Source organism: Paenibacillus antarcticus (assembly GCF_001637225.1).
In the GTDB taxonomy this organism is placed as follows: Bacteria; Bacillota; Bacilli; order Paenibacillales; family Paenibacillaceae; genus Paenibacillus_AQ; species Paenibacillus_AQ antarcticus.
Genome location: NZ_LVJI01000014.1, coordinates 210,459 through 230,934, shown reverse-complemented (window position 1 = coordinate 230,934; position 20,476 = coordinate 210,459). Strand labels below are relative to the sequence as shown.

19 protein-coding genes are annotated in these 20,476 nt (G+C 40.5%); 18 read left to right on the top strand and 1 reads right to left on the bottom strand.

What is annotated here, in order from left to right:
• Window positions 1-22 precede the first annotated feature (22 nt).
• From PBAT_RS09480 to PBAT_RS09395, 18 genes are all read left to right on the top strand, one after another.
• Complete coding sequence (locus PBAT_RS09480) at window positions 23-1,306, top strand: CCA tRNA nucleotidyltransferase (RefSeq protein ID WP_068648874.1); 1,284 nt, start codon at window positions 23-25, stop codon at window positions 1,304-1,306.
• Window positions 1,296-2,270, top strand: coding sequence for a biotin--[acetyl-CoA-carboxylase] ligase (locus PBAT_RS09475; protein ID WP_149466361.1), 975 nt, complete (start codon window positions 1,296-1,298; stop codon window positions 2,268-2,270). Before PBAT_RS09480 ends, PBAT_RS09475 begins: the two co-directional genes overlap by 11 nt.
• 336 nt (window positions 2,271-2,606) lie before the next feature.
• Window positions 2,607-3,479, top strand: coding sequence for a 3-methyl-2-oxobutanoate hydroxymethyltransferase (gene panB, locus PBAT_RS09470; RefSeq protein WP_068648870.1), 873 nt, complete (start codon window positions 2,607-2,609; stop codon window positions 3,477-3,479).
• On the top strand, window positions 3,476-4,372 hold the full coding sequence (panC, locus tag PBAT_RS09465) for a pantoate--beta-alanine ligase (protein WP_068648868.1): 897 nt from the start codon (window positions 3,476-3,478) through the stop codon (window positions 4,370-4,372). The genes panB and panC overlap by 4 nt, the downstream gene beginning before the upstream one ends.
• On the top strand, window positions 4,365-4,748 hold the full coding sequence (panD, locus tag PBAT_RS09460) for an aspartate 1-decarboxylase (protein WP_068648866.1): 384 nt from the start codon (window positions 4,365-4,367) through the stop codon (window positions 4,746-4,748). The genes panC and panD overlap by 8 nt, the downstream gene beginning before the upstream one ends.
• A gap of 128 nt (window positions 4,749-4,876) precedes the next feature.
• Window positions 4,877-5,506 (top strand): tetratricopeptide repeat protein, encoded by a 630-nt coding sequence (locus tag PBAT_RS09455; RefSeq protein WP_068649073.1) that lies wholly within the window; start codon window positions 4,877-4,879, stop codon window positions 5,504-5,506.
• Window positions 5,507-5,742: 236 nt separating this feature from the next.
• Window positions 5,743-8,604, top strand: a complete 2,862-nt coding sequence (gene dinG, locus PBAT_RS09450) for an ATP-dependent DNA helicase DinG (RefSeq protein ID WP_068648864.1) — start codon at window positions 5,743-5,745, stop codon at window positions 8,602-8,604.
• Window positions 8,605-8,641: 37 nt separating this feature from the next.
• Window positions 8,642-9,316, top strand: a complete 675-nt coding sequence (locus PBAT_RS09445) for a redox-sensing transcriptional repressor Rex (protein WP_068648862.1) — start codon at window positions 8,642-8,644, stop codon at window positions 9,314-9,316.
• Window positions 9,282-10,592 carry an amidohydrolase gene (locus PBAT_RS09440; protein ID WP_068648860.1) on the top strand — a complete coding sequence of 437 codons (1,311 nt, stop codon included), beginning with the start codon at window positions 9,282-9,284 and terminating at the stop codon, window positions 10,590-10,592. Before PBAT_RS09445 ends, PBAT_RS09440 begins: the two co-directional genes overlap by 35 nt.
• A gap of 23 nt (window positions 10,593-10,615) precedes the next feature.
• Window positions 10,616-11,167 carry a cell wall elongation regulator TseB-like domain-containing protein gene (locus PBAT_RS09435; RefSeq protein ID WP_068648858.1) on the top strand — a complete coding sequence of 184 codons (552 nt, stop codon included), beginning with the start codon at window positions 10,616-10,618 and terminating at the stop codon, window positions 11,165-11,167.
• Between the two features lie 158 nt (window positions 11,168-11,325).
• A complete protein-coding gene (locus PBAT_RS09430; protein ID WP_084402938.1) occupies window positions 11,326-12,165 on the top strand; it encodes a helix-turn-helix domain-containing protein in 840 nt (279 codons plus the stop codon).
• On the top strand, window positions 12,047-12,934 hold the full coding sequence (locus PBAT_RS25940) for an IS3 family transposase (protein WP_246169148.1): 888 nt from the start codon (window positions 12,047-12,049) through the stop codon (window positions 12,932-12,934). Before PBAT_RS09430 ends, PBAT_RS25940 begins: the two co-directional genes overlap by 119 nt.
• 194 nt (window positions 12,935-13,128) lie before the next feature.
• The gene (locus tag PBAT_RS09420; RefSeq protein WP_068648854.1) at window positions 13,129-13,659 is read left to right on the top strand and encodes a hypothetical protein; all 531 of its coding nucleotides are present in this window, start codon (window positions 13,129-13,131) and stop codon (window positions 13,657-13,659) included.
• Window positions 13,652-15,154: an AAA family ATPase gene (locus PBAT_RS09415; protein ID WP_068648852.1), complete on the top strand. Its 1,503-nt coding sequence runs from the start codon at window positions 13,652-13,654 to the stop codon at window positions 15,152-15,154. The genes PBAT_RS09420 and PBAT_RS09415 overlap by 8 nt, the downstream gene beginning before the upstream one ends.
• A gap of 135 nt (window positions 15,155-15,289) precedes the next feature.
• Complete coding sequence (locus PBAT_RS09410; protein WP_068648850.1) at window positions 15,290-16,162, top strand: 3-hydroxyacyl-CoA dehydrogenase family protein; 873 nt, start codon at window positions 15,290-15,292, stop codon at window positions 16,160-16,162.
• Entirely contained in the window at window positions 16,159-17,364 is a 1,206-nt protein-coding gene (locus tag PBAT_RS09405) for an acetate/propionate family kinase (RefSeq protein WP_068648848.1), read from the top strand. Before PBAT_RS09410 ends, PBAT_RS09405 begins: the two co-directional genes overlap by 4 nt.
• 59 nt (window positions 17,365-17,423) lie before the next feature.
• A complete protein-coding gene (gene asnS, locus PBAT_RS09400) occupies window positions 17,424-18,719 on the top strand; it encodes an asparagine--tRNA ligase (protein WP_068648845.1) in 1,296 nt (431 codons plus the stop codon).
• A 17-nt stretch (window positions 18,720-18,736) separates the two neighbouring features.
• The gene (locus tag PBAT_RS09395; RefSeq protein ID WP_068648843.1) at window positions 18,737-19,438 is read left to right on the top strand and encodes a DnaD domain-containing protein; all 702 of its coding nucleotides are present in this window, start codon (window positions 18,737-18,739) and stop codon (window positions 19,436-19,438) included.
• An 80-nt stretch (window positions 19,439-19,518) separates the two neighbouring features.
• Here PBAT_RS09395 and PBAT_RS09390 read toward each other — a convergent pair whose 3' ends face one another.
• A complete protein-coding gene (locus PBAT_RS09390; RefSeq protein ID WP_068648840.1) occupies window positions 19,519-20,322 on the bottom strand; it encodes an AAC(3) family N-acetyltransferase in 804 nt (267 codons plus the stop codon).
• Window positions 20,323-20,476 lie beyond the last annotated feature (154 nt).

Sequence of the window (20,476 nt, the reverse complement as noted above, 5' to 3'; positions counted from 1 at the left end):
AAAGTGTGGGGGCGTTGTTTAAATGGTGAAGTGGAATAATGCGGAAGCTGGTATGGCTGAACAAAGTGAAAACCTTCTAAGAACCTTACTAGGACAAGGATTCGAAGGATATTGGGTCGGAGGTTGTGTTCGTGATGAATTGATAGGGCGCGCCGTCCATGATATGGACATGACGACATCAGCTCTTCCTGAAGAAATCGTAGGTTTGTTCAAACATACGATTCCAACGGGAATTCAACATGGGACGATAACAGTAATGTTACAAGGCTACGCTTTTGAAGTCACTACTTACCGTGTAGAGAGTACTTACGAGAATCATCGGCGACCTGACGAGGTTACGTTTGTTAAAGAAATCTCTGAGGATTTAAAGCGGCGAGATTTCACGATGAATGCAATTGCTAGAGCAGTGGACGGTACATATATTGATCCTTTTGGCGGTCGACAAGATACAGAAAAGGGTATTATTCGATGTGTAGGGAATCCTCTTGAACGATTTAATGAGGATGCGCTGCGTATGGTTCGCTGTGTGCGTTTTGCATCCGTATTTGGTTACTCGATCGCTAAGGATACCTGGAAGGGATTATTGTCTCAACGTGCTAACTTACAATTTATTGCGTTGGAGAGAATTCGGGTTGAGTTGGAAAAGGTTATGAGTGGCAATAATCCGATTAGAGGGCTTGGTTTACTTCGTCGCAGTCAGCTTTTGGATTTCGCTAAGGTTCCCGTATTATGTACGAGGTTCGATTCAGATATCATCATGGGACTAAATGATGTGATGCATGAACCCAATAGCCTTAAATGGGCTCTGCTTCTGTATGCGGGTGGATTTAGTTCCGACGAAGCAGGGCAACTCTTGCGGAAATGGACATTTAGTAATCAGGATAAGGATGAAATTTGCAATATTCTGCGATTAGACGAACAGGTGAAGCAGGTTATCCGAATTCAGGATAGTGAGATTTCTACGGAAGAACGACGGTTATTATGGATCAGAGTGGTTCTTGATCGTGGTAGATCAACGACACTGAATTGGCTTAAGTTACAAAGAACACTTCCAGAACACAGACAGGTATTCCCACTGCAATGGTTAGACCTCTTTGCTAGATGGGAACACCAGATGTGTATACATCATCTCAAAGAATTGAATATATCAGGTAGAGAAGTCATGCAGATAAATAATATTGCTGCGGGTTCTTGGCTGGGTGAGTTGTTACATCAATTACTGTTATCTGTAGCAGCGGGTATCGTTGCAAATGATAAAAATTGTTTAATTGAGGAAATAAAGCGGGTGAACATAAATCATGGCTGAGGAAACATTGTTGAATATTCTGCTTGAAGATCCCAATGGATTTGTATCGGGTGAAGAAATGAGTCGTAGACTATCGATCAGCCGTACAGCCGTGTGGAAGCAGATTAACAAGCTAAGAACGTTAGGATATGAATTTGAGGCAGTGTCTAATAAAGGGTATCGTATTCTTATCAAGCCAGATAACTTAGACAAGTTAACATTAAACAATGCGCTAAATACTGTCATGATGGGTTCCGTCCTTGAGATCATCAAGAGTACAGTCTCTACGCAAGAGGAAGCACGTCAACGAGCAGAATTAGGAGCTCCTGAAGGAACTGTCATCATCGCTGAAGAACAGACGGGTGGTAAAGGAAGATTGGGTCGGAAATGGTTCTCACCATACGGTAAAGGAATCTGGATGAGCCTAGTACTTCGTCCACAGCAACCGCTTGAATTTACATCGCAACTCACTCTTCTTACAGGCGTGGCTGTATGTAGGGCGATAAGAAAAAGGACAGGATTAGATGTTGGAATCAAATGGCCAAATGATATTCTGATGAATCAACGCAAAGTATGTGGTATTTTGCTTGAATCAACAGTTGAGGATAAGGTTGTTCGTTATTGTATTGCTGGAATAGGGATTAGCGTAAATATAGATAGAGAAGAATACCCTGAAGATTTACGAGACATCGCTACTTCTTTAAAGGCAGAAAGTGGAGCTACAGTGGATCGCAGCTTATTAATCGCTGCTATTCTGGAAGAGTTCGAAACATTGTACCAGTTATATGCTCAGGAGGGTTTCTTACCTATCGCATCGTTATGGGAGGCACTATCGGTAACGATCAATCAGGAAGTTGTATTTAACACCACTCAAGGGCTCAGAGAGGGTCTGGCTGTCGGTTTAGATCCTAGTGGCGCATTGCTTGTGGATACGGGAATGGGGAACATCGTTCCTGTTATCTCTGGAGATGTCAAACTTAAATAATGAAATATGCCATCTTATTTGGTATACTGTTTGTGAGGCGGCATCGAGCATGACTCGAACTGCACTTGATCAAAAGTTTAGGATTTTTCAAAAAACTACACTTACTAATTAACTATTTTAGTGAGTGGCGTTGGATTCTGCTCTGAGCCGAAAGGACCGAGACAGAAGGGACGATCGAAAGTGACTCTTTTTTGACTATCGGACCTTTTTAGTGAACATGCTAAAAGGTTTTTTTGTTGTGTTAAATATGAAATTCCATATCTAACATTCAACAACGGGGAGAATCTATCCTTGAATTCCGAATTTTTTTTCAAAATGGAGAGGGGCACAATTATCATGACAAAGAAGTCAGCACTAAACATTGTGAAAATGAAACAAATGAAGGCGGAAGGTACACCGTTAAGTATGGTAACTGCATACGATTACCCTACAGCAAAGCTATCTGATGAAGCTGGTGTAGATATCATACTCGTGGGTGATTCCCTTGGTAACGTAGTACTTGGATATAACTCTACGATTCCAGTTACGTTGGAGGATATGATCTATCATACCCGCGCTGTTGCAAGAGGGGCAGAGCATACTTTTATTGTTGCTGACATGCCATTTATGACGTATCACGGCAATATAGATGAGACCTTACGAGGTGTGAGAAGGCTCATGCAGGAAGGACATGCTCAAGCCATTAAGATGGAGGGCGGCAAGGAAATATGTCCTACGGTAGAAGCTATTGTTAAATCCGGTGTCCCTGTACTTGGGCATATTGGTCTAACACCACAATCGGTGAACCAAATTGGTGGCTATCGGATTCAGGGTAAAGATGCGGCTGATGCGCAAAGGTTGATGGAAGAAGCAAAAGCCCTAGAAGCAGCGGGCGCTTTTGGTATCGTATTGGAATTAGTAACGGAGCAAGTGGCTGAAGCCATCTCTAAGGAATTGTCTATTCCAACGATAGGCATTGGAGCTGGACGTTATTGTGACGGACAAGTGCTCGTATTCCATGATATTTTTCAATATGCATCGCCTTATATAAATAAACGTTTTGTCAAAACGTATGGTGATATCGGTACATTAGTCCGAGAAGGATTAGAGAATTATGTGAAAGAAGTGAAAGAACGCATCTTTCCTGCAGAGAATCATGTGTTTGTAGCTAAGGATGATGTACTGGATTCTCTATATGGAACTGGCTTAAACAAGGTGGATAAATCATGAAAATCATTCGGAATATTGTTGAACTCCGACAAGAACTGAAGCAATATAGAGTGAAAAGTAATGGCGAGTGCAGAGTAGGGTTAGTTCCTACAATGGGTTACCTACACGAAGGTCATGCGAGCTTAATGAGTCGTGCCCATGATCTGAGTGACCTGGTTGTCCTTAGTATATTTGTGAATCCGATACAATTTGGTCCAGGAGAAGATTATGAGACCTATCCTCGGAATGAAGAGCAAGATTTAGCTTTGGCTGATCGCCAAGGTGTGGATATTGTATTTATACCCACAGTAGAAGAAATGTATCCCACTCAAACGTTGACCAAAATTAGGGTTAGTGAAGTCACCCAATTGTTGTGTGGGTCATCTCGGCCGGGACACTTCGATGGTGTGACTACGGTTGTAAGTAAGTTGATTCATATCGTACAACCAGATCAAGCCTATTTCGGTTTGAAAGATGCACAACAAGTCGCTGTGCTTCAACAGATGGTGCATGATTTAAATATGAATGTTGAGATTGTACCATGTCCCATTGTAAGAGAAGAAGACGGATTGGCACTCAGTTCAAGGAATGTGTATCTTAGCTCAGAAGAACGTAAACAAGCATTAGTGCTCTCTCGTTCTCTCTTTGAAGTAAATGAGACTATGGTAAATGATGAGTCTGTAAAGGCTTCTGAAGTTCGTGAAAGGCTAATGAGCTTGATTCAACTCTCGCCGATGGCTGTTATTGATTATGTTGAAGTATTGACATTTCCAACATTAAATCGTATAAACGATGATGTCCTACTTAATGATGTTACAGAGAAATTAATCATGGCAGTGGCAGTTAAATTTGGAAATACACGACTTATAGATAATATGTTACTTACGCCAAAGGAGGCGGTATTTCTTGTTTAGACATATCATGAAATCCAAAATTCACCGTGCAACGGTTACGGAAGCGAATTTAAATTATGTGGGTAGTATTACCATTGATGAAAGTCTTATGGAGGCTGCAGATTTACTTGAGAACGAAAAGGTTCAAATTGTGAATAATAATAATGGTGCTCGGCTAGAAACTTATGTTATTCCTGGACCACGCGGCAGTGGAGTCATTTGTCTTAATGGAGCTGCAGCCAGACTCGTTCAACCTGGCGACGTAGTTATTATTATTTCTTATGCGGTCATATCTCAAGAAAATCTAAGTGCCCATAAGCCTACAGTTGTATTTGTAGATGAGAAGAATCAGCCTGTTGAATTCATGGATAAAGAAGTTCATGCGACAATTCGCTAATTAAAAGTTCAAAGGAAATCATCATAATATGTAATGTATGGGATGGCGAATGAAAAGCTCCGATTCAACAAAAAATGAAGACAGGTAGACGCACTGATTTCATTATTGTTAAGGGTGGGATGCAGGCCATGTTTCAACATGTATTCGCTGAAATGAACCACATGTTAGAGGAAATCGTCAAGCATTACCCAACTGCGCAAGAGTCCCAAAAGCAGCTTCTGATTCAGAGATGGAACATGCTTAAGGCCATGAGTGATGGGATTATTGAAGAATGGCTATCGTTTGAAGACAAGATGGGTTCTTTCCGAGAACATACGGTGTTACCCCCTATGTTTCCTCTAGGTGATACACCTGAAATGGGAATGGAGTCATTTGTTAGAGGCCAAGGGTACTTTAAGTTGCTGATGTATCGTCAATCCATACAGCAATTTTCCCAAATCGTTTATGATTATCCTGACAGCTTACTTGCTCGAATGTATATTGCAATGGCGCACCTTCATCTGGAGGAGACGTCGGAAGCTTTAGAACATTTCCAATGGATTCTTCCATTAGCAGAGCATAAGAAGCTAAGAGCCATGATCTATAATGCATTAGGCTGTATACAGGCTAAACTTGCGGATACGGGCAAAGCACAGGAATATTTTACGTTGTCATTGCAAAATGATCCGACACTGCCTGATCCACTTATTAATCTGCAAGTCTGCAATCAAAATCGCGGTCAACTCCAGTATGGAAGTCAGCTTACTTCATTAATTTAGCATGATGACTCAAATTAAGGCGATGCCCGTTCCTGCGAAAGCTACGAGTATCGTCTTTTCTTTACTTGAAATATAAGCAAGTATGCGTTTCAATTGATACTCTATTTCTTATGTTTCTAACGAGACGGGTTCTGACTTTGAAAAAGGTCAGCATGCTGCTTCTACTTGATTAATGAATAAATTCTGATCTTCTGTTATGCTGTTAAAGAGACTGGATCGAAAGGGAATACTTAATTATGAAATTTGCTGTACTGGACTTTGAAACAACAGGCAACCAGTCCGCCGATGAAATTATTCAAGTTGGACTTGCCATTATTGAAGAAGATCAATCGATATCCCGAGTATACGGGTCATATGTTAATCCAGGGATTCCAATCCCGCCGTTTATTTCTAATTTAACAGGGATCATGAACAGTGACGTTGAGAACGCTCCTTCTTTAGAAGAAATGATGATGGAGTTAGTTCCGATGCTAGATGATGTTGTATTAGTCGGTCATAATGTTTCTTTTGATTTTAATTTTTTACAGAATGCACTTGATCGATGCGGTTATTTACCATACAGCGGACGGATTCTAGACACAATAGATTTCCTGAAAATATGTTTTCCATCGTTAACCACATATCAATTAGGTCTAGTATCTACACAATTCGGTATTGTGCATGATCGACCACATCAAGCCGATAGCGATGCGTTGGCAACAGCACACGTATTATTGAAATGCCTAGACGAATTGATTGGGTTACCACTTATTACGCTCCAAAGGCTTAGTGAGTTATTTGCTGATGAGGATAGTGACTTGGCATGGTATTTCGACGGTTTATGTAGGGAGAAGGAAAAAGAGCCTGCACAAGACCTTGAGATTCACAATTTTTATCGTCAATTGGCTTTGGCTGTTGAAGATTGGTCGGATATTTCCACACCCCGGAATGATGAAGATGACAATCCTCTTAAATCCATGGATTTCCCACAATTTCTTGCAGAGATTGAAGAACGGCTTCGTGCAATTATGCCACATTATGAGGCAAGAGAATCACAGAGCATGATGTTCGGAGAGGTCATGAATGCACTTGAGAATGATAAACATCTACTTATTGAAGCAGGTACGGGTACGGGGAAATCCTTAGGATACTTAATACCTGCGATTTATCAGAGTGTGAAACGTGAGTCAAAAGTTATGGTAAGTACACATACGATTAACCTTCAAGAGCAGTTACGTGAACGAGATATCCCGCTATTAACTCAGGTCGTTCCTTTTCAATTTAAAGCTGCCATTTTCAAGGGGAGACAGCATTATTTGTGTTTGAGAAAATTTGAACATAAAATAAATAAGAGAGATTTCGCCAATCCCAAGGAAGATGTAATCTTAGCTGCTCAAATGATTGTATGGTTGGCACAAACAGAGACCGGCGATGATGAAGAACTGAATCTGGGTGGTCGTGGTGGAGATTTCTGGGAAACGGTTTCAAGTGACTCCGATTCCTGTCTTGGACGTGCTTGTCCTTGGTTTCGTAAATGCTATTATCATCGTGCTAAGCATGAAGCGGGAATTGCTGATGTAGTGATCACTAATCACTCTAAGTTATTTACAGATGTAAAAGCTGGACATCAGTTATTACCTGCTTACGAACATTTAGTGATTGATGAAGCACATCATTTAGAGGAAGTTGCGGGTAAACATTTGGGGCTTCATATGAAGTACTTCACCGTGGTTCATACACTTACACGACTTTACAAAGATAACCGAAATGGGCAATTTCCGGCACTAATACAACAATTGCGTTCTTCCAGTGATGAGAAAGCTTCAGATTGGGCAGTTGTGATCGACAAATTATGTGGTGAATTGGTTGAAGTGAAGGAACATTGGGACAGACTAAACGATATGTTATTTGCACTACTTCCTGAGCGTAGTGATGCGGCTCCTGGTGATACAGGACAGTTTGTTCTACGGTTGCAGCCCAATAAGAAACCTCAGGATTGGGATGTATTAGCTGCGATTGAGAATCAGATCTACGTAACTTTAGGTGAGGTAGTTCGTAAAGCGGAGAAAATGTTAAACGACATTAAAGATAATCTAGATGATTTCAGCTCAGACAGCCTAATAACGGATATAAGCGGTCTAATTAAAGATTTAGCAAATGAACGTGAAGATCTTCACATGTTCATGGCGCTAAGCGATATAGGCAATGTATACTGGATGGAGGCCAATGGCCATTTTCGAAGTAAATCTCTACAGATGTATGCTGTTCCAGTAGATGTAAGCAAGCAACTGAAAGAAGTATTTTTCGATAAAAAGAAAAGCATTATTCTCACTTCGGCTACATTATCTATCGAGAAATCTTTCCAGTATATGATTGAGAATCTGGGGCTTCAAGAAGCGTCGGATAATGGACGATTAGTGACAGTGCAGCTTCCATCTCCTTTTCGCTATCGCGATCAGGCGTTGCTTGTTATCCCACGCGACTTTCCAAGTGTGAAAGGTAGTGTTGGTGATGCACTCTTCGTAGAGACACTTGTGAAGTCATTGGCTGATACGGCTATCGTTACTAAAGGTCGAATGTTAGTGTTATTTACATCCTATCGGATGCTTCGTCAAGTGTATGAACCGCTACGTAGCGCCTTATCCTCAAGTGATATCACCATATTAGGCCAAGGCGTTGATAGTGGGAGTCGCAGTAAATTGATCCGTCGTTTCCAGGATAGTAGCGCCTCGGTGCTATTAGGAACAAGTAGTTTTTGGGAAGGGATAGATATCCCCGGGGAAGCATTGACTTGTTTAGCGATTGTTCGTTTACCATTCCAACCTCCCAACCATCCACTTGTGGAGGCGAAGAGTGAACTACTCAAGCAGCAGAAGAAAAACCCGTTCATGAAATTGTCAGTTCCGCAGGCAGTGATTCGATTTAAACAAGGATTCGGTCGGCTGGTGCGAACAGCAAACGATAGAGGAATTGTTATTGTTTATGATACGCGTGTGATAGAATCATACTATGGTAAACATTTCCTTTACTCATTGCCTGGTCCAAAAATGGAACATATGCCGACCAATCAAATGGTCTCAAGGATATCAGAGTGGTTACATGAAGGCGATAAATCCTAAAAGCGGATGTTATAGCTAATAATTAGGGGGAGCAAGTATGAAGTCTGACAAAATTTCAGAAGCTGTGGTTCGAAGATTACCCATTTACTTGCGGTATCTTTCGGGGCTTCAGCGAAGAGAAGTGGCTACAGTTTCTTCTCAGGAACTAGGTCAAAAGCTTGATCTGAATCCTGCACAAATTCGCAAAGATCTTGCTTATTTTGGAGATTTCGGACGTAAAGGTATCGGATATGATGTGGCATATCTTATAGAGAAAATTCGTCATATCCTAAATCTTGATCAACAAATTAATGTAGTTTTAATTGGCGCGGGTAACTTAGGACAAGCGTTATCAAATTATAATATGTACTTGAAAGAAAATTTAAAGATAGTTGCAGTATTTGATGCCTACGGTCCAAAAGTTGGAACGCTCATCAATTCATTAAAGGTTCAACCCATGGAGGAACTTTCCACAACCATCCAACAACACAATATACGGATCGGTATTATAACCGTTCCTGAACATGAAGCGCAGCAAGTTGCTGATAAACTAGTAGAAGCGGGTATTGGAGCTATCTTGAATTTTGCTCCGATTATATTGAGAACACCGGCGAATGTTCGCGTTCATGCTGCTGATTTCACAACGGATATGATTAGCCTTGCTTATTATTTGGATAATGGAAAGGAAGATTTGGATGATGCTAAACAATCAAACACAGAAGTGGATCATTAAGAATGGAACGTTTGTTGTTCTGAATAATGAACATTCCGTTGTGAAGGGTTATATGCTTGTTGAAGATGATCTAATAACATATATCGGGGAAGATAAACCTGATTGCTCTGATGATATTCCAGTATTTGATGGGACACATTTATTATTCTTACCGGGTCTTGTGAATACACATGGACATGCAGCTATGTCGTTGCTAAGAGGTTATGGCGATGATCTTGCACTTCAAGTATGGTTGCAAGAAAAAATGTGGCCTATGGAAGAGAAATTCACTTCTGAAGATGTTTATTGGGGATCGTCATTATCTGTGTTAGAAATGTTAAAGGGTGGAACAACGACTTTTCTAGATATGTATGATCACATGGATCAAGTGGCAAAAGTAGTTCAAGAATCAGGTATGCGTGCTGTTCTTACCAGAGGCGTAATCGGTTTTTGTTCAGAAGAGATGCAACAGCATAAACTTAAAGAGGCAATCACCTTTGCTAAAGATTGGAACGGTCAGGCTGAGGGACGGATCACGACGATGATGTCGCCTCACGCACCTTATACATGCCCTCCAGCCTTCTTTGAGAAGTTTGTGCAGGCAGCTCATGATCTAGACCTTCCAATGCATACACACATGTCAGAGACGCTCAGTGAAGTTGCACAGAATGTAGCTGATTACGGTCTTCGTCCTACGCAACATTTAGAGAAGCTTGGCATGTTTACGCGTCCGTCAATTATTGCGCATGGTGTGCACTTGACTGATGAAGAGATCGAAATATTAGCGACTCATAATGTTGGTGTATCACATAATCCAGGAAGTAACTTGAAGCTCGCAAGTGGTATTGCTCGCGTAACAGATCTTATGAAGGCTGGCGTAACAGTATCACTTGGGACAGATAGTGCAGCTAGTAATAATAATCTTGATATGTTTGAAGAGATGAGACTTGCAGCACTGATTCACAAAGGGATTTCGGGTGATCCGACAGCTATACCTGCTGCCGAAGCACTTCGGATGGGTACAACATATGGAGCAAAATCATTGTTTCTAGACAAAGTAGGAAGCTTGGCACCAGGTATGAAGGCTGATTTCATTGCACTCAATACCGATCAGGCACATTTCTTACCTCATACGGACTTTATCTCTCATTCTATCTACTCCGCTAGCAGTAAAGATGTAGAGCATGTATGGGTCGATGGCAAGCAAGTGGTCAAGAATGGTGCTTTGTTGACTTTAGATGAGGAACGAATACGACGTGAAGCTCAATCTGCTTTCGAGGGCTTACTAAATCGGTAAGAGTATAGGAAAGGAAGTTCAGGTTGAAGAACAAGAAGAATATTATTTTATTGGCTATTGCAATTTTTATTGTTATATTATTCGGACTCTATCGCTATTACATATATACTATGCAAGATCAATGGAGCGAAGAAGAAATGGCTATCGCTGCAGCGAAACAACATAGTGATTTAATAAAAGTGACTAGAACTGAAAAGTCTGTCTGGGATAATGTAGTTTGGGTCATCGAAGGTAAAGATAAAGATGATCGAAGTCTATTCGTCTGGGTACCATTCACAATAGCTTATAAAGATGATGAAACATCTGGAGCTAAAGACAGTGAATACAAAGTTGATGAAACATCTGGAGCCATTCACAGTGAATTATTAGAGAATGGATTATCGGAGAGTCAGATAAAAGCTAAGATCCTAAATGAGCTGCCAAACATAAAAGAGATTCGCTTGCAACTTGGTTTGTTCAACGGAAATAATGTGTGGCAACTGTTTTATAGGGAGCAAGATCATTATTATTATCGTTTCTATAAATTCAGCGATGGTACACAGTTGGGTGAACAATATACTTTACCAAATCGATAAATATAATGGTTAATTGAAGTCAAAATGAAGTATGATCTTGTCTTGATTATCCATTCGCAATTTAAACCGACGGACTCATTCCTATTGATAAGCTCCCATCATAGTAGACAGTAGAAAAAACAAAAACTTCTACTGCTACAATGATGGGAGTTTTTCTAATGTCTAAAAGAAGTCCAATTTCTCGAGAATTAAAATTACATGTCGTACAGCGATGCCTTGAGCACAAGTCAAATCCTAACTATGAGGCAAAACAGCTCGGAGTTCGCAAAGGAACTGTTAAGGACTGGATAAGAAAATATGAAGCAGATGGTTTGGATGGGTTAAAGAAATCAAATACATGGAAAACATACTCAGAAGAATTGAAGCTTGCTGCTGTACATGATGTATTATCGGGTCATTGCTCTTTGGAAGCAGCAACAAAAAAACACCATGTTTCAAGTACGAGTGTCCTACGGAATTGGATTTCCAAGTATACTAGTGAGATAGAATTGAAACCTACTCGTAAAGGAAGAGGACTATCTCGTATGAATAAAGGACGTAAAACAACGTTTGAAGAACGCATTGAAATTGTACAATATACCATCGCTAATGGATTGGATTATCAGAAAGCGATCGTAAAGTACGGTGTATCTTATCAGCAAGTATATGCATGGGTTCGGAGATACCAAGTAGGCAGCGAGAATGCGCTCAAGGACAATCGTGGTCGCAATAAGCCTGTAGAGGAATTAGATGAGCATGAACGTCTTAAGCTGCGGATTAAGGAATTGGAAGCTCGAAACGAATACTTAGAGATAGAGAATGCCTTCGCAAAAAAGTTGGCACAGATCAGCAACGAAATACTCGCTAACCCTCGTTCGACAAGTAAACTTGTATCATGCGATTCAAGAACTGAACAAAGAAAAAGGTTACGTAATTACAAAGTTGTGTGCGTTAGCAGGGGTTGCTCGATCTGCCTATTACAAGTGGTTACATTGGACACCATCTATCAGGGAACGTGAAGTTCTTGCGCTAGCTAAAGAAGTGAAGCTTCGTTATGACAAGCGAAAAGGGATACTTGGTTATCGCCAAATGCGTACTCAATTAAACCGCAAACTCAAAAAGGCTTACAACAAAAAACGTTATTATCGAATCATGCGTGCTCTCGGACTCAAAGCAGTCATCCGCCAGAAGCGACCACATTACGTGAAAGCCTCTGAGATCCATGTCGTTGAGAATATAATGAATCGTAACTTTGACGCCAACTCTCCTAATTCAAAGTGGTGTACAGATGTCACCGAACTGAAGTATGGGAATGGTCGCAAAGCCTATTTAAGTGCCATTATTGATGTATATGATAACGCCATTGTTTCATGGGTATTAAGTCATTCCAACAACAATAAACTCGTGATGGATACGCTGAAGAAGGCTTATGAGAAGAACCCCAGTGTAACCCCACTCCTCCAAAGCGACAGAGGCTTCCAGTACACGTCGCATGAGTATAATCGACTCCATGTAAAATACGGATTTATGAAAAGCATGTCTCGCGTGAGTCGCTGCTTGGACAACCAACCTATTGAACGCTTTTGGGGTACTTACAAATCAGAAAGCTATTATCTTACAAAGTTTCACACCTATGAAGACGTCCTTAAAGACGTTAGCGAATATATTCGCTATTACAACAACTATCGCTATACAGAATGTTTAGGTGGTTTGTCACCTAACGAATACCGACGAACTGCATACCAAAAACCTCAGCACTGTACAAACGAGCTGAGGAATCGAATCTAATTATTTTTGTTTTTTACACTGTCCACTTGACAGGGAGCACTTCATATTAGGATGGGTAAGTCGGTTTTATTTATATATATGAAAATTTGAATATCCATATATTATCGATATAATAGTATGGATAGTATGATATACTAATTAGTGTACTTATTGTGTATACAATTACCTGCTGACTTTCGAAAGGGGACTGTTATATGAAGTTTCGTATCTTGCCAATTGCACTTACGGTTGTTATCTCAGGTTCGCTTTTGTTTGGTGGATGGTTCATTTATAAGCAAGTGAAGGTTCAAAACCCGCTTCAAAATATAGCAACCGAATACGAAGGCGTTAATAATGCACGACTGAACATTACAAATGATGAGGTCATTGTGAAACTAGACGTTGAACCAGGTACTCGATTGCCCGGTTTGGTTCAACAATTAAAGACAGAAGGAAAGTCGATCCTTGGTAAACGCACATTGAAGCTAGATGTGAAGGAACATACGACAGCTAATATAAATGAATTCTGGGATAAGGCGATGTTTCCAGTTGCTGAGGCTATGGAGAATAAACGCTATACACAGATTGTAGATAAATTGAAAGAAATGGAACAAGGTTCAAATGTAAAAGTGAAAACTGAAATGGATGATCAGAATGTGTATATTAGTCTAACTGATGGAGAGGGAAGTAAATTCATCATTCTACCACGTGATCCAAACGTGCTGGGGGTGTGGAAAAATGCCTAAGATATTAAAAGAAATATTGATTGGTTTCGTGCCAGTATTACTTATTTTTCTTGCTTTTATTGGAGTGAATATTATTCCGGTTCTCCTTGCTGGGGGATTAATGGCTGGTCTTCTTATTTTTGCTAAGATGCGTGGTGGGATTGCGGTAGGTGCATCTTCTGATCGTAAACGTAAGAAGGGGGGGCCTAGTATGCTGACCTTTGATGAGATCGGAGGCCAAGACCATCCTAAAGAGGAATTGATGGAAGCACTCAATTTTCTCATTCGACACGAAGAAATCCAGAAATATGGAATTCGCCCATTGAAAGGGATATTACTTACAGGTCCACCAGGAACAGGAAAGACATTGCTTGCAAGAGCGGCTAGTCATTATACTGATTCTGTATTTGTGGCAGCTTCAGGGAGTGAATTTGTTGAGATGTATGTAGGTGTGGGAGCGGGGAGAGTCCGTGATCTGTTCAGAGATGCGCGTACGCGTGCGCAAAAGGAGAACAAACAAAGCGCAATTATTTTCATTGATGAGATTGATGTCATTGGAGGTAAACGTGAAGGTGGGCAACAACGCGAGTATGACCAAACCTTAAATCAATTATTAACTGAAATGGATGGCATATATAACTCGGATAGTCCAAGAATACTCCTCATTGCCGCAACAAATCGTAAGGAGATGCTGGATAGTGCACTTCTTCGTCCAGGAAGGTTCGATCGGCATATTCAAGTGGATCTTCCAGAAAAGAAAGGGCGCAAGCATATTCTTGATATACATGCTAAGAATAAACCGATTCATAAAGACGCTAACATGGATAAAATTGCGGAAGAATCATATGGGTTCTCAGGGGCACAACTTGAAAGTGTGATGAATGAGGCCGCCATTTATATGATGAGAGAAGAAAAGGTTGAAATTGAACAACGACATATGTCGATGGCTATTGATAAAGTCATGATGGGTGAAAAGACTGATCGCGAGTCTACCCAGGAAGAAAAGAAAAGAGTCGCTATTCATGAATTAGGACATGCAATCATGGCTGAAATTGTTCGACCTGAAAGTGTGAGTCAAGTTGCACTCACGCCACGTGGTCAGGCTTTGGGGTATGTTCGTCACAATCCACAAGAAGAACAGTACCTGTATACGAAGGAATTTCTAGAAGAACAGATCATGATTGCATTAGGTGGAGCAGCTTCGGAAGAAATATATTATGGTGGTCGTAGTACTGGATCTAGCAATGACTTTGAACAGGCACTAAATATTGTACAAACCATGATGAAGTCAGGGTTAACCTCCTTGGGTATTATTAATATAGATATGGTGACGACAGAAGAGTTAATGAAAGTGAATAATGTCATTTTAGAACAATTAATGACACGTACTCGAATTACATTAGAGCAACATCGTCATATCTTTGATCAATCATTGGAAATTCTTCTTACAGAGGAAAACTTATCGGGGGAGCAATTTCGATGTCTATTTCGTGAAACTTCACGTTTACCAGCATAAAATATGATGCTGGTTATTTTTTTTTACTTTTGTTCCATGCTAAGATATTATTATATGTTGGAGTGGAAGATCGTATTTTTCGACAGACAGGGTACAATAGCGAATATTAGACACAGAAGAGGAGTTGCATACCTTATGTTATTTAAAAAGATTGGTGTCATCGGTGGTGGTACGATGGGACAAGGAATCGCGGAAATGCTTGCTGCAAAGGGTATTGAAGTTTTGTTGGTTGAGAAATCCGTAGAGAAATTAAACTATTCTTATCATATGATTGAGACGAGTCTCGACAAACAGCTTGAGAAATGGGGAATCACCCAAGCTGAGAAGAAACTTATTTTGAGCAGAATCCAAAAAGTAGTCCATTTCGCTGAGCTTGGCTCTTGTGATATGGTTATTGAGACGATTTCTGAAGATATAGAAGCAAAAAAACTAATATTCTCACAATTGGACCAAGTGTGTCCTAACAATATTATTCTTGCGAGTAATACATCGACGTTGAGTTTGACGGAACTTGCCAGCACTACGATGTATCCTGAACGTGTCATAGGAATGCATTTTATTTATCCCGTAGGAAAAGTAGATCTAGTTGAGATCATACGTGGATTGAAGACATCGGATATTACCTTCTTAGAAACGAAACGTTTCGTAGAAGAAATTGTAAACAAAAAGGGAATTATGATCTACGAATCTCCTGGATTTGTCTCTTCTCGGTTAATTTGTTTATTAATTAATGAGGCCCTTCATATTCTTCAAGAAGGCGTAGCATCTGCAGAAGATATCGATGATGCGATGCGTATAGGCTATCAATTCCAGAATGGTCCTCTAGAAATGGCTGATCGTTTCGGGCTTGATTCTGTACTTGCAGCTCTTGAAAGAATGTTCCGTGAATTTGGTGAATTGAAATATCGTCCGTCTACCATACTTAAGAAGATGGTTCGTGCTGGGCATTTAGGCGTTAAAACAGGTGAAGGATTCTTCAAGTATGACAAGGATGGTGACCGGGTATGAAAGTATTAGTTATTAATTCAGGAAGTTCTTCCTTGAAATATCAGTTGTACGATATGAGAGACGAGTCAGTACTAGCTAAAGGCCTTGTAGAAAGAATTGGGATGGATTCTTCCATACTGAATCATAAACCTACTGGAGGTCAGGAAGTTACGGAAGTCAAAGAGATTCTGGAGCACAATACTGCCATTCGAAAAGTATTATCGATGCTAATAGATCCAGAACATGGTGTTATTAAATCGATAGATGAAATTCAGGCTGTTGGTCATCGCGTTGTCCATGGGGGAGAATCCTTTAAGGCATCTGCACTTGTTGATGATCCTGCTAAGACCGAAATTCGCCGGTTGTTCGATTTAGCACCACTTCACAATCCAGCAGCGATGATGGGGATAACAGCAACAGAAATTAACATGCCAGGCGTTCCGCAGGTTGTTGCGTTCGATACTGCCTTTCATCAGGCTATGCCTGAGAAGGCTTATTTGTATGCTATTCCTAAAGTCCTATACAACAAGTATAAAGTTCGTCGATATGGCGCGCACGGCACATCACATGAGTATGTTAGCCAGGTAGCAGCTGAGTTTCTTGGTCAAGCTATTGAGGATCTGAAGATTATTACTTGTCATATCGGGAACGGAGGAAGTCTAACTGCCGTTCAAGGAGGACATTCCATAGATACTTCAATGGGTATGACTCCATTAGAAGGCTTGATGATGGGAACTCGTAGTGGAGACCTTGATCCAGCGATTGTACCTTTTGTTATGAATAAAGAAGAATTAACTGTGAATGAAGTGAACTCTATGCTGAATAAACACAGTGGTCTTCTAGCGATATCTGGTATTAGCAGTGATATGCGAGAAATTACAGATGGTATGGCAAATGGCGATGCGAATTGTATACTTGCTTTTGAAATGTACGAATATCGTTTGCGTAAATATATAGGTTCATATGCTGCGGCTATGAATGGTGTTGATGTGATTGTATTTACAGCGGGAATTGGTGAGAATTCCGTAGTTGTCCGTGAGAAAGTCTGCGAGAATTTAACTTATCTTGGGGTGGAAATCGACGATGCACTGAATGCCATTCGTTCAGGCGAACCACGATTGATCTCTACAAATCAGTCGAAAGTGAAGGTTCTTGTTGTTCCAACGAATGAAGAATTGGTTATTGCACGTGATACGTACCGCATTGTTAGTGAAATGAAATAGTTGTTCTTTATCCTGAATATATAATATCGAAGGTCAGTCAATGAGGGAGAGATTAAGGCATGTCCAACAAAAGTGTGATTCGTGATGTATTTAAGCATGTTGGCGAAACAGTGACCATTGGAAGCTGGATCAATAACAAACGATCAAGTGGGAAGATTCAATTTTTACAACTACGTGATGGTAGCGGTTATATTCAAGGTGTAGTCGTAAAGAGTGAAGTGAGCGAAGAAGTCTGGGATGCTGCTAAGAGTCTTACACAAGAAAGTTCGCTGTATGTAACAGGGATCATTCGTGAAGAACCACGTAGCGCATCTGGTTATGAGATGTCTGTCACTGGGATTGAAGTGATACATATCACGGAGAACTATCCCATTACTCCGAAAGAACATGGTGTGGATTTCTTAATGGATCATCGTCATTTATGGTTGCGTTCTAACAAACAACGTGCGATTCTTATTATTCGTGCGGAAATCATTCGTTCGGTACGTCAGTTTTTTGATACAAATGGGTTTACATTGGTTGATCCACCGATCCTTACTCCGACATCTGCGGAAGGAACAACAAACCTGTTCCATACGAAATATTTCGATGAGGATGCTTACTTAACTCAAAGTGGCCAGTTATATATGGAAGCTGCAGCGATGGCGTTAGGAAAAGTATATTCTTTCGGACCTACTTTCCGTGCAGAGAAATCTAAAACACGTCGTCATTTGATTGAATTCTGGATGATTGAGCCTGAGATGGCTTTTACAGATCATGAAGAAAGTTTACGCGTGCAAGAAAACTTTATTAGTTATGTTGTACAATCTGTGGTTAAGAATTGCCGTACAGAGCTAGAAGCAGTGGGTCGAGATATTTCTAAGTTGGAACAGATTCAAGCGCCATTCCCTCGAATTACTTATGATGAAGCTATTGAATTTCTACATGGAAAAGGTTTCGAAATTCCTTGGGGTGATGATTTCGGTGCTCCTCATGAGACGGCAATCGCTGAGAGTCATGACAAACCCGTATTCATCACACACTACCCTGTAGGTATCAAATCATTCTATATGAAGCCTGACCCTACGCGACCAGAAGTCGTATTATGCGCTGATATGATTGCACCAGAAGGATATGGTGAGATTATTGGCGGATCGCAACGTATTGATGACCAAGCGTTGCTTGAAGAACGTTTCAAAGACCATAACTTGTCATTAGAGACATACCAATGGTATATGGATTTACGTAAATATGGATCAGTACCTCACTCTGGATTTGGTCTGGGTCTAGAGCGTACTGTAGCATGGATTTGTGGACTTGATCATGTGCGTGAGACGATTGCATTCCCACGTACGTTGTATCGTCTTTATCCTTAAGTTAAGAGGTGATGCTCATGGATAATAATGGATGGAGAACATGGGCAGAAGGAGCTTCATCAGGAATGGGATCAGGGGTAGCTGTTATACCTTATGCGCTGTTTCGTTACTACCGCAGATTGAAGCTAAGTGACAATGAATTAGTATTGTTAATGCATCTGATGTCCTTTAAGCAGGTAGAGCATAAAGAGTTCCCTACATTGGAAGATATGCAGGAACTTGCAGGGGGAACGACAGGATCCATTTCTTTGACTCTACAGAAGCTCATGAAGGATGGATTTCTCAGTATTGATGAAGAGTTCGATGAAGAAAATGGTATACAATATGAACGTTATAATGTCTCCGGACTCTATGATAAGTTAAGCATATGTATGGCAAATGATGCTAAGAATAAGGCTAAGCAAGCGTCTATTCAACGTGAAAAAACCATATCAGCTGCAGGTGAGCCTGAAGCTGAACGTAATATGTTTACCATTTTCGAGAAGGAATTTGGACGGCCATTGTCACCGATGGAATGTGAGACGATATCGGGATGGCTAGATCAAGACAAATACCTTGACGAACTCATTCTTATGGCTTTGAAAGAGGCTGTATTTGCTGGGAAGGTTCATTTCCGTTATATTGACCGTATTCTACTGGAATGGAGCCGCAATCGCGTCAAGAATGTAAATGATGCTAAGGCCTATACACAAAAATTCCGTAGTACCGGTAGAGGCTAAAAGAGTTAGTTCGGATCTTTAAGATGAGAACCACGAAGGTTATCCTTCGTGATTCTCATCTTTTTTGTTCTTAACCTTAATTACTCTCTATTCTTTTCCATCCAATCAACAGTCCAATCAATTAATGGTCTTTGTTTCATGAAGCGTACCTCCGCGGTACCTACTTTATGAATTGCAATGTTGTTTACTTCATCATAAAGACGACCTAATTGAATGAAATCTGCATCATCGACGGCTTGAGTATGATAAGTTATCCACTGTCTTTTTCCGTCTATCATGATCGCGCTACTTTCATCTGTAAAAATTTTTGATGCAAAGTTTGCTCTTGTCTCTGCTAAATGAAGGGAGGTATTCTTATCATATCCGACACCTATTAACAGTACATATCCATCTAAGGCATACAATTTATCAACAGGAGAGTTGATCCCAAAAATATTGCTTAAATCATGATTTGCTGTTATATATTCCGCATGTTTACCGACAGCTGCAATTGACCTTGCCGGATGGTCAGATCTGTATGCCCCAGGCCAGCTTCTAAACATGTCAGCCACAATACCCATACTAATGGCAGGTGTAATCTCTTTATCATAGGCGGGCCAGTGTTCACGAATTATAGGCCACCAATCTATGGGTTCTTCCCAATGTACGCCCGTGGATGGGTCGAGATTCTTCCATGTCTGAGAGGGCATCATTAATGTACCTTCTTCTCCTACGATTTCAAGAAGTGAGCGTATTACTGTTTCTGCGCCACCAACAACAAATCCCAGACTTTTTAAAGATGTATGAACAAATATAGTCTGCCCTTCTGCTAGTCCACAGGTCCTGAATTGTTGGATTAGATCTGCTTTGGTTAAAATGACTCTTGTCTCATTTGTTATTGTCATGGTTAAACCCTCCATTATCAATATAAAACAAAACACAAAAACAACCCTATTCGTCATGTGGGTTGTCTCCGAGATTGCCAGAAAAGCATAGCCCTTATGTTGTTTTAAATGGAATGTTTTGAATATTATAGCAGTCATAACTAATGACTACAAT

Excerpts from the sequence above, each read along its gene's own strand:
- PBAT_RS09390 (WP_068648840.1), bottom strand. The coding sequence starts at position 20,322 with ATGACAATAACAAATGAGACAAGAGTCATTTTAACCAAAGCAGATCTA.
- dinG (WP_068648864.1), top strand. The coding sequence starts at position 5,743 with ATGAAATTTGCTGTACTGGACTTTGAAACAACAGGCAACCAGTCCGCC.
- panB (WP_068648870.1), top strand. The coding sequence starts at position 2,607 with ATGACAAAGAAGTCAGCACTAAACATTGTGAAAATGAAACAAATGAAG.
- asnS (WP_068648845.1), top strand. The coding sequence starts at position 17,424 with ATGTCCAACAAAAGTGTGATTCGTGATGTATTTAAGCATGTTGGCGAA.
- panC (WP_068648868.1), top strand. The coding sequence starts at position 3,476 with ATGAAAATCATTCGGAATATTGTTGAACTCCGACAAGAACTGAAGCAA.
- PBAT_RS09445 (WP_068648862.1), top strand. The coding sequence starts at position 8,642 with ATGAAGTCTGACAAAATTTCAGAAGCTGTGGTTCGAAGATTACCCATT.
- PBAT_RS09420 (WP_068648854.1), top strand. The coding sequence starts at position 13,129 with ATGAAGTTTCGTATCTTGCCAATTGCACTTACGGTTGTTATCTCAGGT.
- PBAT_RS09480 (WP_068648874.1), top strand. The coding sequence starts at position 23 with ATGGTGAAGTGGAATAATGCGGAAGCTGGTATGGCTGAACAAAGTGAA.
- PBAT_RS09455 (WP_068649073.1), top strand. The coding sequence starts at position 4,877 with ATGTTTCAACATGTATTCGCTGAAATGAACCACATGTTAGAGGAAATC.
- PBAT_RS09415 (WP_068648852.1), top strand. The coding sequence starts at position 13,652 with ATGCCTAAGATATTAAAAGAAATATTGATTGGTTTCGTGCCAGTATTA.
- PBAT_RS09395 (WP_068648843.1), top strand. The coding sequence starts at position 18,737 with ATGGATAATAATGGATGGAGAACATGGGCAGAAGGAGCTTCATCAGGA.
- PBAT_RS09440 (WP_068648860.1), top strand. The coding sequence starts at position 9,282 with ATGCTAAACAATCAAACACAGAAGTGGATCATTAAGAATGGAACGTTT.
- PBAT_RS09430 (WP_084402938.1), top strand. The coding sequence starts at position 11,326 with ATGTCTAAAAGAAGTCCAATTTCTCGAGAATTAAAATTACATGTCGTA.
- PBAT_RS09410 (WP_068648850.1), top strand. The coding sequence starts at position 15,290 with ATGTTATTTAAAAAGATTGGTGTCATCGGTGGTGGTACGATGGGACAA.
- PBAT_RS09405 (WP_068648848.1), top strand. The coding sequence starts at position 16,159 with ATGAAAGTATTAGTTATTAATTCAGGAAGTTCTTCCTTGAAATATCAG.